The organism is Acinetobacter sp. YH12070, assembly GCF_013419625.1.
Lineage (GTDB): Bacteria > Pseudomonadota > Gammaproteobacteria > Pseudomonadales > Moraxellaceae > Acinetobacter > Acinetobacter amyesii.
Genome location: NZ_VOZT01000005.1, coordinates 48,416 through 71,106 on the forward strand (window position 1 = coordinate 48,416; position 22,691 = coordinate 71,106).

At 39.0% G+C, this 22,691-nt stretch carries 18 protein-coding genes, 2 tRNA genes and 1 pseudogene; 12 read left to right on the forward strand and 9 right to left on the reverse strand.

Features of this window, described 5'->3' with window-relative positions; all coding sequences use genetic code 11:
* Positions 1 to 63: 63 nt before the first annotated feature.
* Positions 64 to 576: a tetratricopeptide repeat protein gene (locus FTU17_RS02660; protein WP_180134620.1), complete on the forward strand. Its 513-nt coding sequence runs from the start codon at positions 64 to 66 to the stop codon at positions 574 to 576.
* A 64-nt stretch (positions 577 to 640) separates the two neighbouring features.
* Here FTU17_RS02660 and FTU17_RS02665 read toward each other — a convergent pair whose 3' ends face one another.
* From FTU17_RS02665 to FTU17_RS02675, 3 genes are all read right to left on the reverse strand, one after another.
* Complete coding sequence (locus tag FTU17_RS02665) at positions 641 to 1,165, reverse strand: cysteine peptidase family C39 domain-containing protein (protein ID WP_180110359.1); 525 nt, start codon at positions 1,163 to 1,165, stop codon at positions 641 to 643.
* 65 nt (positions 1,166 to 1,230) lie between these two features.
* Complete coding sequence (locus tag FTU17_RS02670) at positions 1,231 to 2,178, reverse strand: DUF4424 family protein (protein ID WP_180134621.1); 948 nt, start codon at positions 2,176 to 2,178, stop codon at positions 1,231 to 1,233.
* A gap of 34 nt (positions 2,179 to 2,212) precedes the next feature.
* Complete coding sequence (locus tag FTU17_RS02675) at positions 2,213 to 2,515, reverse strand: hypothetical protein (protein WP_111883908.1); 303 nt, start codon at positions 2,513 to 2,515, stop codon at positions 2,213 to 2,215.
* A gap of 236 nt (positions 2,516 to 2,751) precedes the next feature.
* Here FTU17_RS02675 and ahcY point away from each other — a divergent pair, with 236 nt between their 5' ends.
* The 7 genes from ahcY to FTU17_RS02710 all read left to right on the forward strand — a co-directional run bounded on the left by ahcY (position 2,752) and on the right by FTU17_RS02710 (position 13,372).
* Complete coding sequence (gene ahcY / locus FTU17_RS02680; protein WP_168378281.1) at positions 2,752 to 4,134, forward strand: adenosylhomocysteinase; 1,383 nt, start codon at positions 2,752 to 2,754, stop codon at positions 4,132 to 4,134.
* Positions 4,135 to 4,351: 217 nt separating this feature from the next.
* Positions 4,352 to 5,188, forward strand: coding sequence for a methylenetetrahydrofolate reductase [NAD(P)H] (metF, locus tag FTU17_RS02685; protein WP_168378282.1), 837 nt, complete (start codon positions 4,352 to 4,354; stop codon positions 5,186 to 5,188).
* Between the two features lie 32 nt (positions 5,189 to 5,220).
* Entirely contained in the window at positions 5,221 to 5,934 is a 714-nt protein-coding gene (locus tag FTU17_RS02690) for a 16S rRNA (uracil(1498)-N(3))-methyltransferase (protein ID WP_180106419.1), read from the forward strand.
* A 183-nt stretch (positions 5,935 to 6,117) separates the two neighbouring features.
* Positions 6,118 to 8,994 (forward strand): EAL domain-containing protein, encoded by a 2,877-nt coding sequence (locus FTU17_RS02695; protein WP_180134622.1) that lies wholly within the window; start codon positions 6,118 to 6,120, stop codon positions 8,992 to 8,994.
* 140 nt (positions 8,995 to 9,134) lie between these two features.
* Positions 9,135 to 11,414 (forward strand): NADP-dependent malic enzyme, encoded by a 2,280-nt coding sequence (locus tag FTU17_RS02700; RefSeq protein ID WP_078192090.1) that lies wholly within the window; start codon positions 9,135 to 9,137, stop codon positions 11,412 to 11,414.
* Between the two features lie 81 nt (positions 11,415 to 11,495).
* The gene (locus tag FTU17_RS02705) at positions 11,496 to 12,737 is read left to right on the forward strand and encodes a multifunctional CCA addition/repair protein (RefSeq protein ID WP_180116885.1); all 1,242 of its coding nucleotides are present in this window, start codon (positions 11,496 to 11,498) and stop codon (positions 12,735 to 12,737) included.
* A 161-nt stretch (positions 12,738 to 12,898) separates the two neighbouring features.
* Complete coding sequence (locus FTU17_RS02710) at positions 12,899 to 13,372, forward strand: hypothetical protein (RefSeq protein ID WP_111883903.1); 474 nt, start codon at positions 12,899 to 12,901, stop codon at positions 13,370 to 13,372.
* A gap of 135 nt (positions 13,373 to 13,507) precedes the next feature.
* Here the strand turns inward: FTU17_RS02710 and epmA are convergent, their stop codons facing one another.
* The 6 genes and pseudogenes from epmA to FTU17_RS02740 form a co-directional block, all read right to left on the reverse strand.
* Complete coding sequence (gene epmA / locus FTU17_RS02715; protein WP_373684051.1) at positions 13,508 to 14,476, reverse strand: EF-P lysine aminoacylase EpmA; 969 nt, start codon at positions 14,474 to 14,476, stop codon at positions 13,508 to 13,510.
* A 5-nt stretch (positions 14,477 to 14,481) separates the two neighbouring features.
* A complete protein-coding gene (locus tag FTU17_RS02720; RefSeq protein ID WP_180134624.1) occupies positions 14,482 to 15,549 on the reverse strand; it encodes a 4-phosphoerythronate dehydrogenase in 1,068 nt (355 codons plus the stop codon).
* A gap of 115 nt (positions 15,550 to 15,664) precedes the next feature.
* Positions 15,665 to 16,417, reverse strand: coding sequence for a class II aldolase/adducin family protein (locus FTU17_RS02725; protein WP_180039592.1), 753 nt, complete (start codon positions 16,415 to 16,417; stop codon positions 15,665 to 15,667).
* 164 nt (positions 16,418 to 16,581) lie between these two features.
* Positions 16,582 to 16,671, reverse strand: a tRNA-Ser gene (locus FTU17_RS02730).
* Positions 16,672 to 16,899: 228 nt separating this feature from the next.
* Positions 16,900 to 16,989, reverse strand: a tRNA-Ser gene (locus FTU17_RS02735).
* 86 nt (positions 16,990 to 17,075) lie between these two features.
* Positions 17,076 to 17,429: pseudogene (locus FTU17_RS02740) on the reverse strand (GreA/GreB family elongation factor); the annotation flags it as partial.
* Positions 17,430 to 17,537: 108 nt separating this feature from the next.
* Here FTU17_RS02740 and gmtY point away from each other — a divergent pair.
* The 4 genes from gmtY to greB are packed head-to-tail and all read left to right on the forward strand — an operon-like array spanning position 17,538 to position 22,684.
* On the forward strand, positions 17,538 to 18,848 hold the full coding sequence (gene gmtY, locus FTU17_RS02745; RefSeq protein WP_180134625.1) for a gamma-mobile-trio recombinase GmtY: 1,311 nt from the start codon (positions 17,538 to 17,540) through the stop codon (positions 18,846 to 18,848).
* Positions 18,845 to 21,613 carry a VPA1269 family protein gene (locus tag FTU17_RS02750; RefSeq protein WP_180134638.1) on the forward strand — a complete coding sequence of 923 codons (2,769 nt, stop codon included), beginning with the start codon at positions 18,845 to 18,847 and terminating at the stop codon, positions 21,611 to 21,613. The genes gmtY and FTU17_RS02750 overlap by 4 nt, the downstream gene beginning before the upstream one ends.
* Complete coding sequence (gmtX, locus tag FTU17_RS02755) at positions 21,603 to 22,214, forward strand: gamma-mobile-trio protein GmtX (RefSeq protein ID WP_180134626.1); 612 nt, start codon at positions 21,603 to 21,605, stop codon at positions 22,212 to 22,214. Before FTU17_RS02750 ends, gmtX begins: the two co-directional genes overlap by 11 nt.
* Positions 22,211 to 22,684: a transcription elongation factor GreB gene (gene greB / locus FTU17_RS02760; protein ID WP_180134627.1), complete on the forward strand. Its 474-nt coding sequence runs from the start codon at positions 22,211 to 22,213 to the stop codon at positions 22,682 to 22,684. The genes gmtX and greB overlap by 4 nt, the downstream gene beginning before the upstream one ends.
* Positions 22,685 to 22,691 lie beyond the last annotated feature (7 nt).

Consider the following 22,691-nt stretch of genomic DNA (forward strand, 5'->3'; position numbering starts at 1 on the left):
TCGGATTGGCTTTTTTCATGCCAACCGATTAGGCTATGCCTATTCTGCTCTTTTGGATTACACATGTCTGAACTTTCAATCTCTCCTGCTTTATATAACCGCGCTATGGCAGGTAATAAAGATGCTCAATTTGAACTGGCTGAAATTTATATGCAAAGTGAAAATGATGAGCATGTTGAACTTGCTGAAGAATGGGCACTCAAAGCAGCTCAGTTAGGTCATGTAGAAGCAATGTATTGGCTGGGTGAAGGTTATGCAGTCTATGCCAAAGATATGCTCGAAGAAGATCCTGAAGAATCTAATACCTATTTTGAGCATGCACACCGCTGGTTAGAACAAGCGGCAAAACATGACCATCCTGCTGCAATTTTAGAATTGGCCAATTTTTACCGTCGCGGCGATGTGGTGGAAAAAGATGTTGCTAAATCCATTGAACTGGTTGAACAATCTGCAAAATTAGGTGAAGTTCAAGCCATGCGTGATTTAGCTTTTATTTATGCCAATGGATTAGGCATCGACGCTGATGAAGAAAAAGCAGATTTTTGGAATGAAAAAGCCAATGTGGCTGAGCAGTAATCCAATTATTTTCTAAAAAATAAAGCCCATCTCATGATGGGCTTTTTGCTTTTAACAAAATGGCTCAGCTCGCTACATAGCTATTTACGTCAACAGTAATGACTTGTCGGCAAATGCCTTCTGCTCCACGCTGCTGTTCAAATACGTCTGCTGGCATGGCATCAAAGCTGTCAAAGAAACTAATTTCAGTTTCGTCAATGTCATACACCAAAGAATGGTTCCCCACGCCCTCTAGAGTATCGTAATACACAATCACAAACTGATTTTGTTCAAAAGCCTGCTGAATTTGTGCATAGCCAATTGCAGGCAATATAGGCAGTTCCAATTGGTCTGCTTCTGCATAACTGCGTTTTTCACTGTCCTGCAGCTCAGGATCATGCTCTGTGTAAAACTTTACTTGAAAACCAAACTTTTTCAGTCCTACAGCTAAACCAATGGTTGTTGTGCCATGGTCAGCGTCATAAGCGCAAACTTCGATGAGTTGCTGAATATCTGCATCTATGCCTAAGTGCTGCAGCAACATCCACACCGCATAAATGCCACCGTTGGCTTCTAAATTTGCCAACTCATCAGGTATTTCCATCGACATATATCAAAACTCAAAATTGCTTATGGACGATGATAAACAAATCAAAGTGGTTTTGCCTGCAAGTTTTAATCCAGACCTGATTTCACATGCACAAAAATAATGTCCAAATCTTGTTTAGGTACAAAATTCTTTTCAACCATTTGAAACTGCGTAGCGCTCAGTTTTTTGACTTTACCTGCCCAGCAAAATGAAACCAGTTCGTTAGCATCCCGCTCAATAGTCAGCTTAAAATCTTGAATAGGTTTTGCCCAATTGGCACCTGTTTTTAAGATATAGCCCAGTGCTTGAAATGGTGCATGCTGTGATTTGGCCTTTCTGAGTCCTGCCTTAAAGTTTTTATCCATACAAAATTGTTGATTATACTCATCTGGATATAACGCCACAGAGCCACCCACCAGCGGTGCATATTGATGCTGTACGCGAGTAAATGCTTTGGCTTTAAAGGTTTGCTTCCAGCTGTAAATTACCTGAGATGACCATGAAATGACTTCACTCGGATCTTTGGGCAAAACTTTTTGCAAAGCTGCATTTTTACAGTTTCTGAGTTTTTCCTCGAAAGTTTCATATTCATCATCTTGCCTGCTCCACGGATTCAGCATGTCTTTTTCCGTAAACCCGCATTGCTTAAAACTCTCCGTCATATCAATCGGGGCTGTTTTTTCATCTTTTTGAATAAAAGTGCGCACATGCATTTCAGGCTGAATCGTTTTTCCATTCACTTGAACTTTAAAACGTTTGAGCAACTTTTCTGTATTGGCAAAATCTGATTCAAAGAAGTTTTTAACTTTTGGCAACGGAAATAAGACCGTTTCAATCACATCTTGATTGCTCAGATTTTTAAACTGATAATCGACCTTGATCATTTTTTTACTGATAAACAGGTCTTCACTGAACATTTGAATGTCTTTATTTTTCAGGTACTGCACCCCTCCCGTTGCCACATAGCCTGTTGAATCGTTGGCATATGTTAGTGCTGAAAAACACAAGCATATGAATGCAGTTAATTTTTTCATTATTAGCTTCCAATTTTTTATATTTAAAATTGCACTAGAATATCATCGACCATTTTTCAGGAATATACTCAGAAATTAGCCCTATCCCGATAATTATAAGGGCAATGATGCCAATCAAAATAATAAAACTCACTGCTTTTATGACTACTCTAAGGGTTAAATTTAAGCCTTTCGTATAATTTTCAATAAAGCCTGAAAATTTAAATAAGGATAAAACCCCAATCAAAATTAAAGGCAGAAAAAAAATATCTTGTGGTGAAAAGTCGCCTCGCCTTGCTGAGACAGCTTGTGAAGATACGAGTAAAACTAGGAAAATATTAAATTTTAATATATTCATGATATGTACGTTATTATCTTTTTATTATCAGATTATTCATCTACATATTAACCAATTTTTGATTGGAACTCACTCTATTTCCAAGTACAATACTCCGCTAGTCGAGGGATGCTGCGACTTTCTTATAGGCACTAAATATAAGATCGCTAGGCTCGACGATTCGGTTGGACACTCGTTCCAATCAACAACGGCATCCGCGAACTGAATGATCAATTGTTTTTATTAAGGAGATCGTGATGAACGCGGTTAATGCTTCATTTACAGATTACAAAGTTGCCGACATTTCACTAGCTGACTACGGCCGTAAAGAAATCAAACTCGCAGAAGCAGAAATGCCAGCCCTAATGGGTCTTCGCAAACGCTATGCAGCGGCTAAACCGCTTGCTGGCGCGAAAATCCTTGGCTGTATCCACATGACCATTCAAACTGCAGTTTTAATTGAAACTCTAGTTGAATTAGGTGCAGAAGTTCGCTGGACTTCATGCAACATCTTCTCTACTCAAGACCACGCTGCTGCTGCAATCGCTGCTGCAGGTATTCCTGTATTTGCTTGGAAAGGCGAAACTGAAGAAGAATACATGTGGTGTCTTGAACAGCAAATTAATGTGAATGGTACGCCTTGGGATGCCAACATGATTCTGGACGATGGCGGTGACTTAACTGCACTTGTTCACGAAAAATACCCAGAAGTGATTGCTAAAATTCACGGTATTACAGAAGAAACCACTACAGGTGTTCAACGTCTTTACGAAATGCACCGCGACGGTACTTTAAAAGTTCCAGCGATTAACGTAAATGACTCTGTCACTAAGTCTAAAAACGACAACAAATACGGCTGCCGTCACTCACTTAACGATGCAATCAAACGTGGTACAGATATGCTTTTATCTGGTCGTCGTGCGCTTGTAGTCGGTTATGGTGACGTAGGTAAAGGTTCTGCTCAATCACTTCGTCAAGAAGGCATGATTGTACGTGTCACTGAAGTTGACCCTATCTGTGCAATGCAAGCATGCATGGACGGTTTCGAAGTTGTTGCTCCGTATAAAAATGGCATTCAAACGGGTAAGAAAGAAGACATCAACCTTGATCTTCTTCAAAATACTGACTTGATCGTAACAACAACTGGTAACTACCACGTATGTGACGCTGCAATGCTTGATTCATTAAAAGCTGGCGCTGTAGTTTGTAACATCGGTCATTTCGATACTGAAATCGACACAAATTACTTACGTGGTTATAAGTGGGTTGAAGTTAAGCCACAAGTTCACCAAGTGTATCGTTCAGAAAATGAAAATGATTACTTAATCCTTCTTTCAGAAGGCCGTTTGGTGAACCTTGGTAATGCAACCGGTCACCCTTCACGTATTATGGATGGTTCTTTTGCCAACCAAGTATTGGGTCAAATGCACCTATTCGCTGAAAAATTTGCTGATCTTCCTGAAGATCAAAAACAAGCTGCAATCCGTGTAGAACTTATTCCTAAGAAATTAGACGAAGAAGTTGCTGCTGCAATGGTTGCAGGTTTCGGCGGCGTATTGACGACTTTGACTCAAGAACAAGCGGACTACCTCGGTGTTCAAGTTGAAGGCCCGTTCAAAGCTGAGGCTTATAAATACTAAGTTTTATAAATACCTCTCCCTAACCCTCTCCTGAGCGTGCTTCAAGCACTGCTTTGAAGCTCAGCGCAAGAGAGGGAACTCTTCATTGTGAAAGCAAATTTGTTGTTAACTCCAAATAACTATTACTTTCATAATGGAAGTCCCTTCTCCCTCTGGGAGAAGGTTAGGATGAGGGGATTTTTTTAAATAAAAGTATTTATAAAAAAAGGATTTGAACATGTCAAAACAGATTCCTATTTCCTTTGAGTTCTTCCCGACCAAAACTGATGCGGGCGCGGAAAAACTTAAAGTTGTACACCAAGAACTACAATTATTAAATCCTGAATTTTTCTCTGTAACATACGGTGCAGGCGGTTCTACCCGTGAACGTACTTTGTCTACATTGAACGACTTCAACGGTAAAGGCACACCTGTTGCCCCTCACCTGTCTTGTATTGGTGACAGCAAAGAACGTATTGCCGAATTGCTGGATTTGTATAAGTCACAAGGCATTGACCGTATTGTTGCGCTGCGCGGTGACTTGCCCTCTGGTCAGGTGGGCTTAGGCGAATTGCCTTATGCAACAGATCTTGTGCGTTTCATCCGTGAACATACTGGTGATCACTTCAAAATCGAAGTGGCTGCTTACCCTGAAATGCATCCGCAAGCAGACAGCTTTGATCTCGACATCAAACGTTTCTGCGATAAAGCCAATGCAGGCGCAAATGCAGCACTCACACAGTTCTTCTTTAATCCAGATGCATACTTCTACTTTGTAGAGCGCATTCAAAAAGAAGGCGTGAATATTCCTGTTGCTCCAGGCATTATGCCGATTACCAATGCAAGCAACTTAATCCGCTTTGCAGATGGTACAGGTGCAGAAATTCCTCGCTGGATTCGTAAACAGCTTGCGACTTATGGCGACGACACAGCATCGATCAAAGCCTTTGGTCATGAAGTGATTGTAAAACTTTGCGAACGCCTGATTGCTGGTGGTGCGCCAAGCTTGCACTTCTATACCATGAACACCACTGACCCTACACGCCAACTTGTGAAAGACCTCGGTCTTGCATAAGACATTTCGACCTATTTGAGAGTAAAACTTTAATGCCACGTTTTTATATTGAAGCTGATTTAACTGTTGATACGACTGTTGAATTAACGGAAACAGTGTTTCATCACTGGGTAAAAGTTTTACGTGCTCACGTGGGCGAAACTGCCACTTTGTTCAATGGGCAAGGTGGCGAATACCATGTTGAATTGGTTGAAGTCGCTAAAAAGTCGGCTGCCGTCCAAGTTTTGCAATTCAATCCAAGCAATCGCACACCACATTTTACGGCACTCTTGGGTCAAGTGATGAGCAAAGGCGACCGCATGGATTATGCGATTCAAAAAGCGGTTGAACTCGGTGTTTCTGAAATTCAACTACTCACATCCGAACGTTGTGAAATGCGTTTGAAGTACGATCGTGATCAAAAGAAACTCGACCATTGGCAAGGTATTGCCATTGCTGCATGTGAACAATGTGGTCTCAACATTGTCCCTAAAGTACTTGCGCCCCTTTCTCTTGAAAAATGGCTGGAGAGTAATCTTCCGACTACCAAGTTGGTACTCGCACCCAATAAAGATGAAGTTGATGTATTAGCTGATGCTGACCCACAATTTGCCTTACTGATAGGCCCTGAAGGTGGCTTGAGCGAAGCCGAGATCAGCGCAGCAAATGAGAAAGGTTTTGTGAACTGGTGTATCGGTGAACGTGTCCTTCGCACAGAAACTGCACCTGTAGTTGCACTTTCAATTTTAAATTATAAATTTATTTAATTTTTACTCGATAGTTCATCTGAAAGCATCAATGATGACATCCTCGATATTGCTTTTTATTTGTAACGCAATTACCCTAGAGTCAATAAAAACAAATGATTTGTTACTAAGAATAAACAAATATTCTCAGGAACAATACAAATACAACGATCTAAATTTGGCTAAGGCAGGGTTTTTATATTCATGACGTATAAACAAGATGAATATATCAAGCAGTACAATCATACTGCTCAAATTGCGAACACGATTCGCCATAGCCGCTATTTTTTAGTCAGTATCCTGATTATTTGCTTATATATTTTTTCGATATATCAAATTTTTTATAAATCGCCATCTTTATATTTCAATATTTGGTTTATTTTTACCGAAGTTTTTGTCAGTTTATGCTGGCTGATTAGCACCGTTTATTTTAAACCTGAACAATATTCACTGATGATTGCGCATCGTTGGTTACAGTTTCAGTGTTTTTCTGTCGGCACACTGATTGCGAGCGGTATCTTTTTAATTTTTTACTATTTACCTGCGACCAATCAAAGCTTTGAACCGATTCAGGCCTTAACGCTCTCCGCCCTACTCTTGATCGTGACGCAAACCTTTGGTTTGACCTATTTAACGCAAAAACTCAATTATTTTTGTTTAGCCTTTATCCCGTCTATCGTGCCGTATCTGATTGCACAATTTTTTTTCTTAGATGGTTCAAATCACTTATTTAGCCTGAGTATTAATTTTGGGCTCATTGTGATTTTAATGTGCGCCATGACGTCATATCGAATTCATCGTCGTGTATCGACATTACATGCTAAAAATAACCTACTGGTCGATAGTGCGAAGCAACAAGTCAAATGGACTGATGAACTGTGTCAGCAGCTCCAAGATGAAGTCAACAAATCACGAGACATCGAATTACAGCTACAACTGGGTAACCAAATCCTTGAACAGAAAGTCAAAGAGCGGACCTTCGACATTGAGCAAATGAACAAGGATTTAGAAAACCAACAAGCCAATTTAGTCCTTGCGCATGAAATTGCAGGTTTACGCCCTTGGGATTGGAATATCAAAGATCGTAAAATCGTTGTCACCAACTATAAGCAAGAAAAAACCCTAAGGCATTCGAAAGAGCATCAGCAACAGTTACAGCATGTGATCCATCCTGATGATATTCCTCATTTTAAGTCGGCAATGATTCAACATCTACGTGGATTTAAAGATCGTTATGAGGCCACCTATCGAATTCAAAACAGTCAAGGAAAATGGAGTTGGGTACATGATATTGGGCGGGTCATTCAACGCGATCCAGATAACCGTAAGCCCTTGCGCATGGTCGGTATTCGTCGTGACATTCATCAGGAACGGACGTCTCAAGAACGTTTAAAACTTGCAGCCAGTGTACTCGAACAAGCTGCTGAAGGGATTTTCATTTTAAATGAAGAGCTGTGCTATATCGAAGTCAATCCATTTTACGAACAATTAACCGGCTTTAACTACGACCAAATTATTGGTAAACATCTTTTTGATATCACTGCAAATTACAAATCAATTCAACGTAGTATGCACTATTCGATCATTAAGCAAGTGCTGAAAATTGGTGAGTATGATGGTGAATTGCACGAAAAATTTCTTTCAGGTAAAGAACTGACACTATGGATGCATATTAATGCGATTACCGATGATCAAAATCGCGTCACCCATTACATTGGAATTGTCTCAGATTTAACAGAACGTAAATTGCAAGAACAACGTTTATCTTATTTAGAAAACTATGACACCTTAACAGATTTACCTAACCGTTTTTATTACAACTATCAACTGCATCAATATTTAGTTTCACAGCAAGATTCGATTAAACAGTTGGCCGTTATTCGTTTAAACATCGACCGTTTCCGTCCATTAAATGAATATCTCAGCAACAATGGTGGTGACGAACTGTTACGCCAAGTCGCACAGCGTTTACGTCTAACCAATGCCGAAGCTCTGTTTGTAGCACACTTAAATGGCGATGATTTTGCGATAGTGTATGAAATTTCACATATCCGCCCTTCTGTGCAAGAGCATTGTGAACGCATCAATAAAGCCTTTAGCATTCCATTTAATATTTTTGGCCAAGATCATGTTATCACTTTATCGATGGGTGTCGCGTTCTACCCTGAGCATGGTCGTCAGCTAGATTATCTGAATAATTGTGCAGAACAAGCGCTGAGCGAAGCAAAAAATTTAGGTGGCAACACCACTCGTTATTATTCCAATGAAAATACCGCATTATTAGAGCAGGGGATCTTCTTGGAACGCGACTTGCGTAAAGCCATTCAAAATAATGAGTTGGTGGTGTATTACCAACCGAAGATTAATTTCCGTGATAAAAATATTTATGGTTTTGAAGCCTTGGTGCGTTGGAATCACCCTGAAAAAGGCTTAATACCACCAGGCTTATTTATTCCTCTAGCAGAACAAACCAGTTTAATTTCGGATATCGGGCGTTTTGTCCTGCAAAAAACCGCACAGCAAATTCGTTTTTGGAACAATTTGGGTTATCAAAATATTTGTGTATCCGTCAATATTGTCGCGCAGCAACTGCGCCGTGGACAATTGTTAAATGATCTTGATGAAGCGATAGATGCCAATCAAATTGATGGAGCAAGTTTAGAACTGGAAATTACCGAATCCTCTTTGGTCGAAAATCTAGATTCAGTACGTGAACTGTTAAACGAAATCAAAAAACGTAAAATCAATATTTCACTTGATGACTTTGGTACGGGCTACTCATCATTATCTTATCTAGCTGATTTCCCAATTGATATCTTAAAAATTGACCGGAGTTTTATCTCTAAAATTGGTGAAAATAAACAATTGGCCATCGTCAGTGCCATGATTGCCATGGGCAAAGCGATGGGCATGACGGTAGTCGCTGAAGGGATTGAAACCGAACAACAGTTACAGTATCTACAAGACTTAGAATGTGACATTGCTCAAGGCTATTTTTTCTCTAAGCCATTGCCACAAGAAGAGGCAACCGTGTTCCTTGAAAATAATATCTCTTCGCCTGCTTATACATACTTAATATAAGTCACTATGCCTGAGCTATAAGATTGTCTGAAAAAGACGCGACTTCGACTGTCCCAACTGTGCAACTAATGTTATATTCAAGCGGATAAAGCAAGCATTTCAGCTTTATATTGGATAAACAAAACACAATCGAGATACAGATGGACGATCAATCTTTAAAACAGCAGGCTTTGTATTATCACGAATTTCCAACTCCGGGGAAAATCAGCGTTACACCAAGCAAACAATTGGTCAACCAACACGATTTAGCCCTCGCATACTCGCCAGGTGTCGCTGCACCTTGTTTAGAAATTGAACGCGACCCATCTACTGCTGCACTTTACACAGCGCGCGGTAATCTTGTTGCTGTAGTCAGTAACGGTACAGCCGTACTGGGCTTAGGTAACATTGGTCCTTTAGCGTCAAAACCTGTTATGGAAGGTAAAGGCGTTCTATTCAAAAAATTCGCTGGTGTTGATGTTTTTGACATTGAAATTGCTGAAAACGATCCAGACAAAATCGTAGATATCGTTGCAGCATTAGAACCAACTTTTGGTGGTATCAACCTTGAAGACATCAAGGCCCCAGAGTGTTTCTACATCGAGCAAAAACTTCGTGAACGCATGAATATTCCTGTGTTCCATGATGACCAACACGGTACATCGATCATTGTGGGTTCTGCATTACTGAATGCACTTCAACTCAATGGCAAAAAAATTGAAGAAATCAAAATTGTCGCTTCTGGCGCAGGTGCTGCTGCCCTTTCATGTTTGAACTTACTTTGCGCACTTGGCGTAAAAAAAGAAAACATCGTTGTGGCAGATTCACGCGGTTTATTGACGACTAAACGTGAAGGCTTGGATGAGTCGAAAAAGGCATACGTTCAAGACATCGAAGGCTCTCAGCTTGCTGATGTAATGGAAGGTGCGGACATGTTCCTTGGTCTTTCTGCAGCAGGTATTTTAACCAAAGAAATGGTTAAAGTCATGGCGAAAGATCCGATCATCTTTGCCCTTGCTAACCCTGACCCTGAAATTCTTCCTGAACATGCACATGAAGCACGTCCAGACGTGATTATGGCAACTGGTCGTTCAGACTATCCAAACCAAGTGAACAATGCGCTTTGCTTCCCTTATATCTTCCGTGGCGCACTCGATGTTGGTGCAACCACGATTAATGAAGAAATGAAGATTGCTTGTGTACATGCGATTGCTCGCATGGCGCATGTTGAAGCAGACGCTGCATCGTATGGTGAAAAATCTGCTTCATTTGGTCGTGATTACCTCATTCCGCGCCCATTAGATCAACGTTTGATTCTTGAGATTGCACCCGCAATTGCACAAGCAGCGATGGATTCAGGTGTTGCAACTCGTCCAATTCAAGACTTCTCTGCGTATCGTCAACGTTTGTCTGAGTTTGTTTATAACTCTGCATTCATGATGAAACCAATTTTTGCGCAAGCGAAAACTGATCCAAAACGTATTGCATATGCTGAAGGTGAAGATTTACGTGTACTTCGCGCAGTACAAATTGCTGTTGATGAAGGTTTAGCAAAACCAATTCTTGTAGGCCGTCCTGCAGTCATTGAAGCAAACATCAAAAAATTAGGTCTACGTCTTGAAGACGGCGTGAACATCACTATCGTCGATCAAGAGAAAAACCCTGATTATGATAAGTTTGCTGACGATTACTACAGCATCATGCAACGTAAAGGTGTAACGCCTGAATACGCTCAGCGTGAAGCACGTCGTCGTTCAACACTTATCGCGGCAATGTTGGTTCGTCATGGTGTAGCTGACGGTATGTTATGTGGTACTTATTCTAGCTATGACATTCACTTAGACTTTGTCAGCAATGTGATTGGACTAAAAGAAGGCCGCAATAACTTCTTTACGCTGAATGCATTGATGCTTGAAGACCGTAACTTGTTTATTGCTGATACTTACATTAACCGTAATCCAACAGCTGAACAGTTGGCTGAAATGACTATTTTAGCGGCTGAAGAAGTACGCCGTTTTGGTATTACGCCGCGTGTAGCATTGCTTTCTCACTCAAGTTTCGGTTCTGACCAAAATGATCCTAGCGCACAAAAAATGCGTAAGGTTTATGATATTTTGTCAGAAATTGCACCAGAACTTGAAGTTGAAGGTGAAATGCATGGTGATGCCGCACTGGATGAAAATATTCGTCATTTCGCATACCCGAACTCACGTTTTAAAGGTTCTGCGAACTTGCTGATTATGCCTAATCTGGATGCAGCGAACATTTCGTTCAACTTGTTGAAATCAACTTCAGGTAGTAACGTGACGATTGGCCCAATTCTTTTGGGTGCTGCAAAACCTGTTCATATTTTAACGCCAACAGCGACAACTCGCCGTTTAGTGAATATGACTGCATTAACTGTTGCAGAGATTCAAGAAAACGAAAAATTAGCTCTCTAATTTAGTTGACCTGAACACACTTTGTGACTTGAGAAAACCTCTGTTCTGTAGCATGATTGCTCTAAGAATAGAGGTTTTTTCATGCAAGTTTATTTAGTAGGCGGTGCAGTTCGAGATCACTTGCTCGGGCACCCCTATCACGAAAAAGATTATGTCGTTGTCGGTGCAACGCCGGAACAATTACTTGCTCAAGGTTATCAACCTGTGGGTAAAGATTTCCCTGTTTTTCTTCATCCAGAGACCAAAGACGAATATGCCTTAGCCCGTACAGAACGTAAGTCTGGACATGGGTATCATGGCTTTGAATTTTATACCGACGTCAATGTCACACTCGAACAAGATCTCATTCGACGTGACCTCACGATCAATGCGATTGCCATGGATGATGCTGGCCAAATTTATGATCCCTACCATGGTCAACAAGATTTAGAGCGACGCATCCTTCGCCATGTGTCTGATGCCTTCGTCGAAGATCCTTTGCGAGTTCTGCGGATTGCACGTTTTGCAGCACGTTATAAAGCTTTAGGTTTTAAAGTGGCTGAAGAAACACTTGCGCTGATGCAAGAGCTTGCCAAATCTGGCGAGCTTGAAGCCCTCACACCTGAACGCGTATGGAAGGAAACATCCCGTGCATTAATGGAAGACCATGCAGATGAATATTTTGAAGTCTTAAGAGCCTGTGGCGCTTTAAAAGTCTTATTCCCTGAAATTGATGCGTTATACGGTATTCCACAGCGTCCTGAATATCATCCTGAAATAGACTGTGGTATTCATACCATGATGTCGCTACAACAAGCGTGTCGTGCAAATTATTCTTTGGATGTTCGTTTTGCTGTACTGGTACACGACTTGGGTAAAGCACTCACTCCAGTAGATGAGTTACCGCGCCATATCATGCATGAAGAGCGTGGGGTAAAACCTGTTACCGAAATCTGTGACCGTATGCGAGTTCCCACCAATACCAAACAATTGGCCATCTCAGTGTGTAAAGAGCATTTAAAATGCCATCAAGCTCTGAGTTTAAAACCGGGAACATTATGGCGTCTGTTACAACGTATGGATGTATTACGCCGTCCTGAACGCGTAGAGGCCTTTGTACAAGCCTGTGAATGTGATTCACGTGGTCGCTTAGGTTTAGAGGATCGTGCCTATCCGCAAGCTCAATACGTTTTAGATGCCATGCAGGTGGTTCGTAATATTAAGGCTTCTGACTTACCTTCAGATGTGAAAGGCCCTGATATTGGTGAAATGTTGATTCAGAAACGAATTGAAGCTATCGGACAATTCAAGCATGAACTCGGCCATAACACGCCTACAGCTTAAAATAAATCCTCTCAGAAATGAGAGGATTGACTTTCATCATTGCTGTTAAGCCTGCCGAAGTATTTTGAAATAAATGAAAAATTGAAATAATCTAGTGTCATCTCTGAAAATTAAATACTGATACTCAACCCAATTTAAGACTGGTAAAAAGAATAAAAATAATGAAGAAACAACTTTCCAATATATTGATTGCTATTGTCTTTTGCGGACTCCTAGTAGGGATGGGCTTTACCCAAACCCTTTTAAAAAGTTTGCCACAGCTCATCATGATATTTTTTGGAATGTTAGCCCTAGGCTCCTTAATAATTAAGCGTTCATTTATAAGCTCTATTCCTTTTTATATAGTTTTGGGAGTTATGTTTTATATTAATATTTTTCTATTAGCGAGCGCTGCTGTGGATTTTATTCATCCACATCAAGACTGGACTACACAGAATGACGGGAGTATTGATAGAAGCCCAAATTTAAACTGGCTGTGGGCGATAATTGTCTCCTTTTTTCTTTCCCCACTCAGCATTGTTTTCTATCATAAAAAAATTCAAAGAAATAAAGGTCTTGAAATAGCCTTTATTACTCTTTTTATTATTGTGACATTGATAATTTATATAAAATTTGAGCTACTCTGCTGTAATTAAATTGCATCTTTTATAAATATTTAGACATATTATCGCTAAATCACAATCTATACGTTGATAGGCCTTTTTAAATTTGAAAGCTATGCTGCTGTCTAAAATGTATAAGCATTTATAGACAGCAGCTATTCAGTTCACTTATGACACAGCTGCTGGAAAACTAATGACTTTTTCAAGTTTTAACTGATTCGTTGCCACCATTAGCAATCGATCAATGCCTAAGGCTATACCTGCACACTCACTCATATACGGTAATGCAGCAAGCAAATATTCATCAATCGGCATCACATGCAAGCCAAGTTTAGCGCGCTCTGCATTATCCGCCTCAAAACGACGGCGTAAAACATCCGCATCAATCAGTTCATCATAAGCATTCGCTAACTCTAAACCTTCGATATACAGCTCAAATCGTGCTGCAACCAACTCCCCATCTTCGTCCACACGGGTTTTCGCCAAAGAAGCCATTTCCGGTGGAAAATCTGTAAGGAACACTGGCGTATCAAAACCGAGGCTCGGCTCAACATAATGCGAAAACAATAAATCGATATAGCCTAAACGGTCTTCACCCAGATCTAAGCTTAGCCCCACACGACGACAGCAATCTTTCAGATCTTGTAAAGAAGCTTGTAACGGATTTAAATCCAAACGATCCATAAAGGCATGTTTATAGCTTAAAATAGTCGGACGAACTTCACCAAAGCGTTGTTTCAAAGTTTCATTCAATAAGTCCGTCACTTCAAACATCAAGTCTTTTAAGCTAAAACCCGGACGGTACCATTCCAACATGGTGAATTCACTGTTGTGTTTACGTCCATGCTCATCATCACGGAAAACTTTACAGATTTGGTAAATTGGCCCACTACCACTTGCCAACAGACGTTTCATGGCAAATTCAGGTGAAGTTTGCAAATAATGCGTTTGCTTTTGACCATTTACATGGCGCTGAGCCTGTACCGATGCTAAATGCACATCGGTGACACCGGCTTGAGAAAGCACAGGTGTTTCCACTTCAAGCACATCACGTGCAGCAAAAAACTGGCGAATTTGAGCATACATCGTGGCACGTGCACGAAGTGCAGTGAGTTCACAACTCGGTTGAAAGTTCATTTGACTCATGCTGCTGGGCCTCCATGTGCAGCCCATTCACGGCGTAAAGGATAGGTTTTACGTAAATAATCAAAGGCTTTTTGATCCACCTTGCCGTCTTTTAGGCAAGCACGTAAGTTAGCATCATCACGAGCGATGTCATAAATATCTTTTAAGTATCGCTGTAATACCGTCTTAAAGTCAGCACCAGTAAAATACTGTTCACAGACGGGCAACTGACTTTCAAAAGCTTTATTTATCGGTTGATTAAAAGTTTGACAGAATGCTTCGTAGATCATCTGTGTGCCACGTGCTTTACCTTCCAAGCTATAGCCCGCAATATGCGGTGTCACCACGTAAATTAAATCCAACAACGCTGCTGAAATCTCTGGCTCATGTTCAAAAACATCTAAGACCACTTTACGCTGAGTTTGTTGAATATCGGCAATTAAGGCAGCTTCTTCGACCACTGGCCCACGCGCGGAATTAATCAAGATCGCAGTTGGCTTCATAGCAGCAAGCGCAGCAGCATTGATTAAATGATAGGTTGGATGTTCACCCTCTTTGGTCAGTGGCACATGAGTACTAATCGCATCTGCACTTTTTAACAGTTCTGCAAATTCAACTTGTTTCACCTGATCAGATTGCACAAATGGATCATAGCCAATGACATTCCAACCGAATAATTCTGCCATGACGGCTAAACGTGAACCAACATTACCTAAACCAACAATGCCCAAGGTAAATTTTTCATTTGCATTCAACAATTCAGGTTTAACATAAAGCAATGCCGTAATCACATATTCAGCAACCGCTTGTGCATTACAACCTGCGGCATTTGACCAAGCAATCCCCTGCTTTTCTAAAGCAGTAATATCTAAATGATCTGTTCCAATCGTAGCACTACCGACAAATTTGAGTGCGGTCTGTTGAATTAAGTCTGCATTTACCTGAGTCACCGATCGTACCAACAATGCATCGGCTTCTTTGACATCTGCATGGGTCAATGTTCGACCTGCCGCTTGCTTTATTTCACCAAATTCGGCAAAAAAATACTCAGTAAATGCCAGATTTTCATCTGCAACGATTTTCATAGTTCATCTCATAGTTCCACTATGAACATGATAACGCGTTGCTCAAGCCATGACTATTCTTCTGCACATAAGGCATAGCGCCTATACTCTATGAGCTAGATGATTGAAAATTATATTATCTGCAATAATCTGACTGCTGATCGTCAATTAAGGACAAGGCCGCCTGCCAAGCCGCTTGAATAATGGGCTCGGCCATCGGATTTTCAAACTGCTGCAACGTATGTTCACAAACCTTCGGACTTGGATAATGCAATGTAGCACTCGACAATGCTTTTACTTGAATTTGACAAGCTCGTTCTAAAAAGTAAATTTCATGAAATGCCCGTGCCACACTATCACCAGTCGCAAGCAAACCGTGATTACGTAAAATCATACAGCGATAATGCCTCATATCCTGTACCAATCTTTCACGCTCTTCAGTTGAAAAGGCTATGCCCTCATATTCATGATAAGCAATGTTCTGATAGAACTTTAACGCATGTTGTGAGATTGGCAATAATCCATGTTCCTGTGCAGAAACTGCCACGCCATCCGCAGTATGCGTATGAATCACACAATTAATATTTGCACGCGCATGATGTAAGGCAGAATGAATCACAAAGCCTGCTACATTCACCATCTTCCCTGCATCATAGGTTTCAACAATTTTACCTTCATGATCAATTTTGACCAAATCCGAAGCCGTCATTTTGTCAAAGGTCACACCATAGCGATTAATCAGAAAATGATCTGGTTCATGACTTAAACGCAGGCTGATATGGGTATCAATTAAGTCTGTCATTTTATAATAAGCCACCAAGCGATACAGTGCCGCCAATTGACAACGCGCTTGCCATTCCAGTTCATGAATAAGCTCTGGTTTCTGCATGGATGAATTCCTTTTCTAAATCGATTGATCTTGTTTTCTGTTTATTGTGAATAATTAATAGCATGTCATATCCATGCTGTATATCAGCTTCGCCTGTCGAAAAAATAATTCAAAAATTTTAGGCAAAAAAAACCCCAATGTAAAACATTGGGGTTTTTTGAATATGGCGGAAGCGGTGAGATTCGAACTCACGGAGGACTCGCGCCCTCGTCGGTTTTCAAGACCGGTGCATTAAACCGCTCTGCCACGCTTCCATGGCCGCTATCATATAAATAAAAATTCAGATTGGCAAATTATTTTGCCTTATTTTGAACACTTGGCGAATCGTTCAGACAAAATTTAGGCGATTGTAAAATTTTGGCTTAGAGCTGAAAAACAGATGCTCAATCAATATATACTAACTTAAGATCATAGCTAATTACATTGCCTCAATTTACGCATATAAAAAAACCCTGATGTTAAAACATCAGGGTTTTTGAATTTGGCGGAAGCGGTGAGATTCGAACTCACGGAGGACTCGCGCCCTCGTCGGTTTTCAAGACCGGTGCATTAAACCGCTCTGCCACGCTTCCATGGCCGCCATCATATAAATAAATTTCAGCAATGGCAAATTATTTTGTAAAAAACACGTCCAATTGAACAAAATAAGAGCAGTTTGTTATTTTTCAGTACTTTCGCCCATTTCATAACGAATTGAATTGATATACCAACATTTTTTTCCCAGTGGGGTCAGGACTTCGACCTCATCATCCACTTGCTTGGACAGGAGTGCTCGAGCCATAGGTGAATCAATTGAGATATGCTGTGGATGATGATCATAAATTTCATCTACCCCCACGATCCTTAACGTTTTTTGTTCGCCTTCATCATTTTCAATATCGACCCACGCCCCAAAATAGACTTTCCCTTTTTGTTCGGGTGAATAATCGATAATACGTAGCTCCTCCAAACGTTTTCCCAAATAGCGTACACGTCGGTCAATTTTGCGTAACAATTGCTTATTATATTGATATTATAACCCCACTATAAAACATACTATTCCTAATATTCTATATTGACAATTGATTAAATAATGATAGTTTAAATTATAAAACACCTCATACTTCATACTAAATAGTATATGGCTTACATTAAGAAAATTTATGTAAATTACAAAGATTGTTCTACTCAAACTACCTTGGTCTTACCTTGTATCTTGACTGAGAAAGGAGTCATTATTTCTCATTTACGTTATTTGGCTTGGTTTAATTCAAAAAGCGAATCGTGGAAAGAAAGATCTTGTTATGCACTCAAACTTTTATTGAAGTATATAAATGCTGTTCCACAAATTGAGAATGCAACAAAATTACTCAAAGCTTTCACTGAAGCGCTAATTACAGGCACAATTGATCCAACTACTCGTACTGATGCTCTTGATCTTTATTGGCGACCACGTACAGTCAGAAATACCAATAATCTATTATTTCATATTACGCATTACACTGATTTTCTGATGTTGCAGGATGAACACTCAACAATTCGCGTAAATCCATTTCGTAAAGCAACCAGTTATGAAGAACGCTTAAATTGGTGTGCTTATTATCATAAACAAGCAAATGTCTTTCTGAATTATTTAACTAAAAAAGATTTATCACAACAACAAGTTCGTTTGGTTGGCTCATTCAATGAAGAGCTGATTGATTTTGAATATGCAGTCCGTTTTCCTGAAGATCAAATTGAAAGGTTGATTTACTTAGGGTTCGAAAAAAATGGACACTATGATTATAAATCACAAGCGATTACGATGTTGATGAATTACGGTGGGCTTAGGAAAAGTGAAATTTTTCACATATACACTTCGGATATCACATTAAATCCAAATCGCCCTCAAGAGGCTCTTGTTCGTGTTTATCATCCTGAATTAGGTATCGCTCCAGATCCTCATTTCAAAAATAGACGCGAATTTCTTTTATCCAAAACATCATTCAAACCTAGAAATAACTATCCATTTACCGAACGTTTATATGCTGGATGGAAAAACCCATTACTTACGTCTAAACAAGGTTATTTTGAGGTTGTATTTAATCCACCAGAAAAAGCTAAAGAATTCTTATTAATTTGGGCAAACTATCTCAAATATCAACGTGTAGAGCCACTAAGTAGTAACCCTCATCCTTTTGCATTCACAAATAGTTTAGGTGAACCTGAAACTATAAAAAACTTCCAACGACTGCATAAACGTGCAGTAGAACGTATTGGACTCATTTGTAAGAAAGATCATGGAACAACTGAGCACGGACATCGACATGCTTATGGTTTTCGAGCACGACAGGCTGGCTTAAATCAAGTCGAAATTCAAAAAGCAATGCATCATAAAAGTCCAACATCATGTCTTGTTTACATCAAGCCAACACTAGAAGAAGTACAAGAAAAATTGAGAGAGATTCAATGATAAAACCTCAAGCAATTCGGCAAATCGAAAGTAAGAGATTTAATAAAGAATTTTCGACTTTTCCCGATTTGGACTCATTAAAGCAATTTTGTAAAAATGCTGGTATTTTTAATTCTGTGTCATATAAACAAAATTACAAGGAATATGGACTGCCTGCACATCCTGAAAGAATTTATGATGAGTGGATTAGCTATAAAGATTTTTTTGATATCGTTGATTTTATTTCATATTCAGAATTAAAAAGTTTAGTAGAAGACAAAAATCTTAAAAATGCTAAAGAATACAAAAGTCTTATTTTAAAATTAAATGATCCTAGCCTTCCACTTGACCCGCAAGGAGTCTATCCAAATGAATGGGAAAATTGGTACAAATTTTTAGGTAAAACCGAACCGTTTAAACCTGATTTTATTTCACCAAGTTATATAACTTGGGCAATAAAAATCAAAGAGTTCATGACTAAAGCTCGTGGTGGTGGGACTAAGGAATCTCAGTTATGTCGTTTTGTCCGTCTTTATATCGAACAATTTGATAAAAGCAAATCTCCACATGCCTTTCTCATTCAAGAAAAATTCGATGTAAAACCCTTTCGAGATATTCTCGAAAATATAGAATCTGAACCCATGAGGAGAAAACTCGTCGTTTATGTTAATGAATTCTTAGATTACATCATTGACAATGATTTAACGATTGAAGATGAGGAAACAGGAGAAATAGTACGTGTTGATAATGCTCGTAATCCATTTTCCCTTTTACTAAACCAACAAAATATATCGTCTAGTTCAATTCGTTCTGAAACGACAAAACCATGCTTACAATATCATTTTGTCAAAAAAGCCCAAGAATGGATTATTCCATCAGATGCGAAAAACTTTCAAGATTTAGATCATCTTCATAAATTTGATGCAGATTGGGTAAAAGTAAGCTTTGATCAATTAGATTTACATGATTTAGATTGTGTTTACCGTGTCATTGATAATCAAGCATATTTATGGTGTCCAACAGATTGGATTCATACTTATGCACTTACCAAAGTTCCTTTAAGAGGACGGCAAATCGCCTATAATGATTCTGGCGAAGCTGACGAGTATATAGCTGATTTAGATCAGCAAAACAAAATCATTTGGAAAAAAAATAATTCTCCACTTTCTGGGTTAACCAAAGAACAATCATTCATAAAAAGAATGCCTGATGGTCAAACAGGTATGTTTACTACTACAAATAAAACAAATAACAATGGGCAAGGCTATACAATTCCATGGATACCTGAAGACTTAGCATATTGGCTAATTAGGCTACGAAAATGGCAACAAAAATATAATCCTCTCTCATATCCGAGTGCTTGGATTGATTGTCAAAGAACAAATTTAAATGAGGTACAAAGAAAAGCGAAAGGATTGAATTGTTTTCTTTTTAGACGCTTTAATGATTTTGAGGCGGCGAATGTCGGAAATGCATTAACCCCGAGATTAGCAGCCGCTCTTTATAATATACAGCCCTCAAATCTTTGCTTAACTACACTTGAAGGAAACAGAGCAGTTTTGGGTTCATATAAGTCTAAATATACGCCCCATAGCATGCGTGTAAGCCTCATTACGGCTTATGTGCTTGAAATGGGTATGCCAATTGAAATCGTCATGAAAATCGTGGGTCATAGCTCCGTAATTATGTCGATCTATTATTGCAAAGTTTCCAATCATGACATTAGAACTCGATTAGAAGAAGGTGAGAAAATTGCCTTAAAATCTGAAGTAGAATCAATTCAAAGAACCATTGAACAAAATAAAATTGAAAGTGTTAAAAACCAATTGGTTGGTAATAATTTAGAATTACTGCAAGCTTTGTCTAATGAGGTTCCTGCAGGAAATTTTATTTTTAGAGATTATGGTATTTGCCCTTTTGCAGCTTCAAGGTGTGAGGATGGAGGTGAGTTAATGAAAAGTAGTTCATTCTATACCCCTACACCTCAAGGTTATTTAGGAACTCAGAATTGTATACGTTGTAGACATTTCATTACTGGACCAGCCTTTCTTGGTGGTTTATTGGCAATTACAAATGAGATATTACTCCAATCCAATGATCAATCTGAAATATGTTCCAAACTACAACTTAAAATCAATCAAATTAATCAAGATATAGAGAATATTGAAAAAGAAGAATATATAGCCAATTTGAAAAAAGAAAAATTTGAAGGCGCAGCAAGCAGATCTAGGCTTGAGACTAAACTCCGAAATTTCGAATCCGAATATGAAACAGCCGCTAAAAAATTGGATATGCTTTTATGCGATATTCAGTCAGCTTATAGTCATATTACGAAATGTCATAAGCTGATTAATAACAATGAATTATTAGAAAATACAGATACTTTATCGCTAATTACGACTTCAAATGCAGAGTTAGTTTTAGAAATGGAAGAAGTTAGTCACTTTCAACAATTACAAGAAGTTTGTGAAAATGCCGTCATTTATAAATCTTGTAATGCAGATCAAGCTATTTATCCTAGGAGTCAGCTCATTGATAAAATGGCAATGTTTAATGAAATTATGCCCGCTTTGTTCATGTTATCTAAAGAACAGCAACTTTCAGCAGGCAACCAAATTTTTAAATTATTGATGAGTCGCCTCAAATCTTGGGATAAAGTGCAAAGTGTTATGGATGGAAAGCTTAAACTAATAGAACTTTCTGAAACTGAACAAATTTCAAAATCAGAAATTGAACTCATTCTACATAATTCTCCAACATTGATTGAGGCAAGTCATGAATCCTGAAGAATTATTAAATAAATTAAAGCATGGATCATCACTTAAAGTCCAGCAATCACTTGATGCAATCTATGAAGTATGTATTGAGCAACAGGAACGTGGAATTCAGGATTTTTCTGTCAGTACCATTGCTAATTTGGGATTTAACAGAGGTGTTCCTAAAGCGCAAAGTATCCGAAATAAGACAGGTGAAAAGTATAGAGCACTAATACAATGTTTTGCAGATGTTGCATCACAACAGCCTAGCCTAGTTAAACCATCGCAAACAGATAGTGCATGGATCGAGGAAATTCAAAATCCCAAGCATCAATTGCTTGTACGAATTATGGCATCTGAATTAAAAGAAGCTCAACAAATGATCCGTGAAATTATTCCGCCAAAACAAAGGATTGATATTTATGATCATAAGAATATGATACCCGATGAATCTTTTAAGCTTTCTGATCAAGAAGTACGAGCATTACAGTATTTATTGTCTACAGATTTCCAAAAAAAATGGAATCTTAAACCAACTCATTTTGGCGAACTTGTAGATGAGTCGAATAAGCCTGTTTTTAAAGTTTCAACATTAGATGCCTTACGCAAGGCTTTGGAGTATTTGTCTTGAATCGTAAATTATTAACGGCTGAAGGTTATCAACGCTTACAAGACGAGTTAAATGATTTAGTTCGTAAAGAACGTCCTGAAATTACAAAAATAGTGTCTTGGGCAGCCAGTCTCGGCGATCGGTCGGAAAACGCTGATTACATCTATAATAAAAGAAAATTGCGTGAAATTGATCGCAGAATTAGATACTTAACTAAGCTTTTTGAAGTTGCTCATAAAGTTGAATATAGCCCTGAGCAAGATGGTAAAGCCTATTTTGGTGCTTGGGTTGAATTAGAAAATGATGACGGTGAAACCATCACATTTCGTATTGTTGGAGATGAAGAAATCTATGGTCGTAAAGACTATATTTCTCTCCAATCCCCAATAGCGAAGGCTTGTTTAGGTAAGTCTGTAGATGATGAAATTCAAGTAAATACACCTACTGGTAAGAAAAATTGGTACATAACTAAAATTTTTTATGCTGACTAATTCTAAT

Excerpts from the sequence above, each read along its gene's own strand:
- FTU17_RS02660 (WP_180134620.1), top strand. The coding sequence starts at position 64 with ATGTCTGAACTTTCAATCTCTCCTGCTTTATATAACCGCGCTATGGCA.
- FTU17_RS02665 (WP_180110359.1), bottom strand. The coding sequence starts at position 1,165 with ATGTCGATGGAAATACCTGATGAGTTGGCAAATTTAGAAGCCAACGGT.
- FTU17_RS02670 (WP_180134621.1), bottom strand. The coding sequence starts at position 2,178 with ATGAAAAAATTAACTGCATTCATATGCTTGTGTTTTTCAGCACTAACA.
- FTU17_RS02675 (WP_111883908.1), bottom strand. The coding sequence starts at position 2,515 with ATGAATATATTAAAATTTAATATTTTCCTAGTTTTACTCGTATCTTCA.
- ahcY (WP_168378281.1), top strand. The coding sequence starts at position 2,752 with ATGAACGCGGTTAATGCTTCATTTACAGATTACAAAGTTGCCGACATT.
- metF (WP_168378282.1), top strand. The coding sequence starts at position 4,352 with ATGTCAAAACAGATTCCTATTTCCTTTGAGTTCTTCCCGACCAAAACT.
- FTU17_RS02690 (WP_180106419.1), top strand. The coding sequence starts at position 5,221 with ATGCCACGTTTTTATATTGAAGCTGATTTAACTGTTGATACGACTGTT.
- FTU17_RS02695 (WP_180134622.1), top strand. The coding sequence starts at position 6,118 with ATGACGTATAAACAAGATGAATATATCAAGCAGTACAATCATACTGCT.
- FTU17_RS02700 (WP_078192090.1), top strand. The coding sequence starts at position 9,135 with ATGGACGATCAATCTTTAAAACAGCAGGCTTTGTATTATCACGAATTT.
- FTU17_RS02705 (WP_180116885.1), top strand. The coding sequence starts at position 11,496 with ATGCAAGTTTATTTAGTAGGCGGTGCAGTTCGAGATCACTTGCTCGGG.
- FTU17_RS02710 (WP_111883903.1), top strand. The coding sequence starts at position 12,899 with ATGAAGAAACAACTTTCCAATATATTGATTGCTATTGTCTTTTGCGGA.
- epmA (WP_373684051.1), bottom strand. The coding sequence starts at position 14,476 with ATGAACTTTCAACCGAGTTGTGAACTCACTGCACTTCGTGCACGTGCC.
- FTU17_RS02720 (WP_180134624.1), bottom strand. The coding sequence starts at position 15,549 with ATGAAAATCGTTGCAGATGAAAATCTGGCATTTACTGAGTATTTTTTT.
- FTU17_RS02725 (WP_180039592.1), bottom strand. The coding sequence starts at position 16,417 with ATGCAGAAACCAGAGCTTATTCATGAACTGGAATGGCAAGCGCGTTGT.
- gmtY (WP_180134625.1), top strand. The coding sequence starts at position 17,538 with ATGGCTTACATTAAGAAAATTTATGTAAATTACAAAGATTGTTCTACT.
- FTU17_RS02750 (WP_180134638.1), top strand. The coding sequence starts at position 18,845 with ATGATAAAACCTCAAGCAATTCGGCAAATCGAAAGTAAGAGATTTAAT.
- gmtX (WP_180134626.1), top strand. The coding sequence starts at position 21,603 with ATGAATCCTGAAGAATTATTAAATAAATTAAAGCATGGATCATCACTT.